At 70.1% G+C, this 2,846-nt stretch carries 3 protein-coding genes and 1 pseudogene; 3 read left to right on the top strand and 1 reads right to left on the bottom strand.

Annotation, left to right across the window (positions count from 1 at the left end):
• The first annotated feature begins 89 nt into the window (after nt 1–89).
• Nucleotides 90–275 (top strand): hypothetical protein, encoded by a 186-nt coding sequence (locus VKN16_05830; protein HME93715.1) that lies wholly within the window; start codon nt 90–92, stop codon nt 273–275.
• 73 nt (nt 276–348) lie between these two features.
• Nucleotides 349–588: pseudogene (locus VKN16_05825) on the top strand (RNA-binding protein).
• 438 nt (nt 589–1,026) lie between these two features.
• Here the strand turns inward: VKN16_05825 and VKN16_05820 are convergent.
• Entirely contained in the window at nt 1,027–2,412 is a 1,386-nt protein-coding gene (locus tag VKN16_05820) for an ISNCY family transposase (protein ID HME93714.1), read from the bottom strand.
• A gap of 249 nt (nt 2,413–2,661) precedes the next feature.
• Here VKN16_05820 and VKN16_05815 point away from each other — a divergent pair.
• Nucleotides 2,662–2,846, top strand: a 185-nt coding sequence (locus VKN16_05815) for a hypothetical protein (GenBank protein HME93713.1), incomplete at its 3' end; no start/stop codon positions are given.

The raw sequence follows: 2,846 nt of genomic DNA, 5'->3' as shown, positions 1-2,846 counted from the left end.
ATCCCCGGGCGCGCCCACCGGCCGTGAGGGCCTGAGCATTGCGGTCGGGCCGCTCCCGCGAGCTCTGGTGTCCCGTCGTGTCGGAGCCCGTGCTCATCCGGCTGACGCGCCTGACCCGTCTCACGCGGACGGGAGACTACTTCGTCCAGTGCAACCAGGTGGACTGCCAGTACGTCGAGGCGAATGCGCCTCCGTGTCCGCTTCACGTCGGCATGTTCGCCGAGGAGATCCGGGCCGCCTCGGCGGCCCGCGAAGCCCGCCGCGAGGGGTACTGAGGGACCCCTCGTCGGCGACCGACACGACCCAACGCTCAAGCGACACGGGAGGGAACGAGCCATCGCGACTCGCATCTTCGTCGGGAATCTCACCTTCGGCACCACCGCGGATACGCTGACCGCGCTCCTGTCCGAGGCGGGCAGCGTCGTCGAGGTCTACCTGCCCGCGGACCGCGAGACCGGACGGCCCCGGGGATTCGCGTTCGTCCAATTCGCCTCCGAGTCCGAGGCCGCCGCGGCGATCCAGCTCTTCCACGATCGCGAGGTCGAGGGGCGACGGCTGACGGTCAACGCGGCCGAGGACCGGCCTCCCCGCCCGGCCGGACCACGACCGTTCGAGCGCGCGGGCGGGGGGCGGGATCGGCCCGCCGGCGGACGGCCGACCAAGCGCAAGGGCAGCCGCCGCGGCCTGCGAGGTCGGAAGCGGAGCCTCTGAGCCGGGAAGGCCGACGGCGGTGATCACGCGCTGTCGGATGTGGTCGATCACCCTTGCCCATGCCGCCGTCACCGGCGAGGTCGAGCGTGGCCGACGCCGCGCCCGTTGCCAGCGCTTGCGGCGCGGCCACTGTGTAACGCTCCAGCTCGGGGAAGCTGTCCGTGTGAGCCGGCTTGCGATCCTAGACTACTTCCCGGTGCAAAAGTGATTGCGGACGTGGCGTCTGGCGGTGGAATGAGGCTGGCGAAGCCGTCCGATCCGGCCCTTTGCCCGGTCTCTATCTCTATGTTGCATTGGATCGCCCGGTCGTTTCGCTCAGCCGGCCCCGGGACTCGCCCGGCCCAGCACCAAGAGGTTGTTCGCGAGTACCCCGAGGCCGACCCAGCGCTCCATGCCCACGACCCCACGATATCGGCAGCGTCGGAGGCCATGGCGCCGCTTCAGCGCGCTGATCCGCCCTTCCGAGCCGGTGCGCCATCGAAGGGCGGCGCGAACACGCCGCGAGCGGGCTTCTCGGCGTTGCCGCGGCAAGACCACGCACCGCACTCCGTGCTGCCGCGCGACCTGATCATTCCGGTGCGAGGCAAAGGCCGCATCCGCGACCGCCAGACGCGGGGGATGCCCGAAGAGCTGCGCATGACGCACCAGCGAGGGCTCCCACAGCGTCCGGTCGGGGACGCGGGTCGAGCACACCTCGTAGTCCGTGATGAACTGCGCCTCGGCCTCCTGAATCTTGACCAGCTTGCCGAACTCGGTCAGCTTGGTTGCCTTTCCTTTGCGGATGGCCTCCGTATGGGGCTCGAACAGACTGAGCACCTTGTCGCGGTAGTGCGTGTTCCCTCGGAACACGCGGGCTCGCGTCTGCGCCAGGACCCGCTGGACCAGCGCGACGGTGGTGCGCAGGCGGTGGCGCAGCGGCGCGAGCGGGCCGCTGGCGTGCAGACGGCTCACGCGCTCGACCCGCTCGGCTTGCCGGACCACGCGGCCGGTGATCCGCAGGAGCTCGCGATAGAGTCGACGCATTCGCGCCTGGCTGACCGCCCGCACCGCGTGCCCGGTCCGGAGCGTCGCGGTCCGGGTCTGCTGGGCGATGGCGAAGACGCGCCGGGCCACGCTCCGCGCCCGATCGCGCACCCGGAGCCATCCCGGGGCGCCGCGGGCCGCGACGCGTTTCATCGTGCGGGTCAGGATCCGAACCCCATCGGCCAGCAGGGCGCTGTCGGTCGGGTAATGGATATTGGTCTCGACCACCGTCGTGTCGACCCGCAGCCGCCGGCCACGGATCACCCGCCGCTCGTGGCCCAGCGCCACCAGCCGTTCCAACAGCTGCTTGAGGACCGGCCTGTCGAGCAGGTGGGTGAGGCGAATCAGGGTCTTGGCATCTGGGACGCGCTCGCCGTCAATCCGGCAGAAAGCGCGGTAGACCAGGCTCCCGCGCACCTCGCGTTCGCATTCGTCGAAGCTCCAGTCGTACAGGTGCTTCAAGACCAGCATGCGCAGGACCACTGCGGCGGGCGTGCCGAGCCGTCCCCGGCGGGCACTCGATGGGCGGCGCCGCGCCAGCGTGTCTGTGACGGAATCCACCAGGTCATCGTCCTCGAGCAGATGATCGATCTGTCGCAGGATGGGATCCCACAGCTTGTCCGCGTCCGGGAGCAGGACCTCGACCAAGGTGCGCTGCGGGTAGGTGCGCCGGACCATGGCGCCTCCGATGAGGTCGGACGACCTCAGGGGCTGCACCGCGTGAGCTGCGCAGCGGCGCCGAGCACCGATCGGCACTCGCGCTGCTGGCTCACCATCGCGCGTGGACACGGTCATCGTCAACCAATATCGGGGCGTTCTCGCTACGTCCGAACGCGCCACCCCGGGCAAACACTGGGCGTCCTCGGCCCCTTTTGCACCGGGAAGTAGGCTAGTAGGCGTCTGCTGAACCTCCGGATGGGAGGCACGATGACGAGGACGGCGACCCTGTCCGAGCAATGGATCGAGCACGGCTTCATCCCTGTGGTGGACGTGCTGACGCCCGACGAGGCCGCGCGGTGCCGGGCCCAGTTCGACGCCCTGGAGCGGGAGATTCCGCCCGAGGCCGCCGAGGTGCGGATCCTCGACCGGCACCTCGACGTGGAGTTCATCTG

Source organism: Candidatus Methylomirabilota bacterium (assembly GCA_035315345.1).
Taxonomy (GTDB): Bacteria; Methylomirabilota; Methylomirabilia; order Rokubacteriales; family CSP1-6; genus CAMLFJ01.
Note: the sequence above shows the minus strand (reverse complement) of the source record. Positions and strands in the feature narration are given on the sequence as shown.

Excerpts from the sequence above, each read along its gene's own strand:
- VKN16_05820 (HME93714.1), bottom strand. The coding sequence starts at position 2,412 with ATGGTCCGGCGCACCTACCCGCAGCGCACCTTGGTCGAGGTCCTGCTC.